This is a genomic window from Vibrio sp. 1978 (genome assembly GCF_033344345.1).
In genome coordinates this window covers 1-644 of the sequence record NZ_JAWPOP010000584.1, presented here as the reverse complement: position 1 = coordinate 644, position 644 = coordinate 1, and the positions used below count along the sequence as shown (strand labels likewise).

At 46.1% G+C, this 644-nt stretch carries 1 pseudogene; it reads left to right on the top strand.

From position 1 onward, the window contains the following. Nucleotides 1–644 (top strand): annotated as a pseudogene (locus R8N49_RS27960) (major facilitator superfamily transporter); the annotation flags it as partial.

Sequence of the window (644 nt, the reverse complement as noted above, 5' to 3'; positions counted from 1 at the left end):
TATTGGTCAAAACATCGTTTATGCCATCGGTGGCGCTGCGATTCTTTACTTCGTCTCTTTAATGCTGAAAGCCAGCAAAGCCGAGTCATTGAAGATGGGCACCATCCTCATTGTGACCTTCTTGACTACGTGTTTCTTCGTCTACTACGGACAAATGATGACGTCAATGAACATGGTGGCAATCAATACTTTGAAAGGCTCACTATTTGGCTTTATCCCACTTGAGCCAGAAGCAGCAATGGCAATGAACCCACTTTGGTGTATGGTTGGTGGCCCTATTGTTGCGGGCTTCTTCGGTATGCTTGAAAAACGCGACGTTCACCTTTCTACAGCGACTAAAATCGCGATGGCGTTTGTACTCACTGCAATTGCATTTGGCATCCTAACGTTTGCGGTCACAACCGTTGGTGAAGATGTGGTGATCATGCCTGAAATCTTCTTGGCGATTCACTTCTTCCAAGCCATTGCGGAAGTTATCGTTGGCTCAATGGTAGTAGCATTCATTCTGTCTGTAGCACCAAAACACATCGAGAACTTCTCGGTTAGTCTATTCTCCGTTGCTATCGCACTGAGTGGTATCGTTGGTGCCGCTTTCTCAACGTCGATTGCGATGGAAAAAGGCCAAGAGATCACTCAAGAAATCG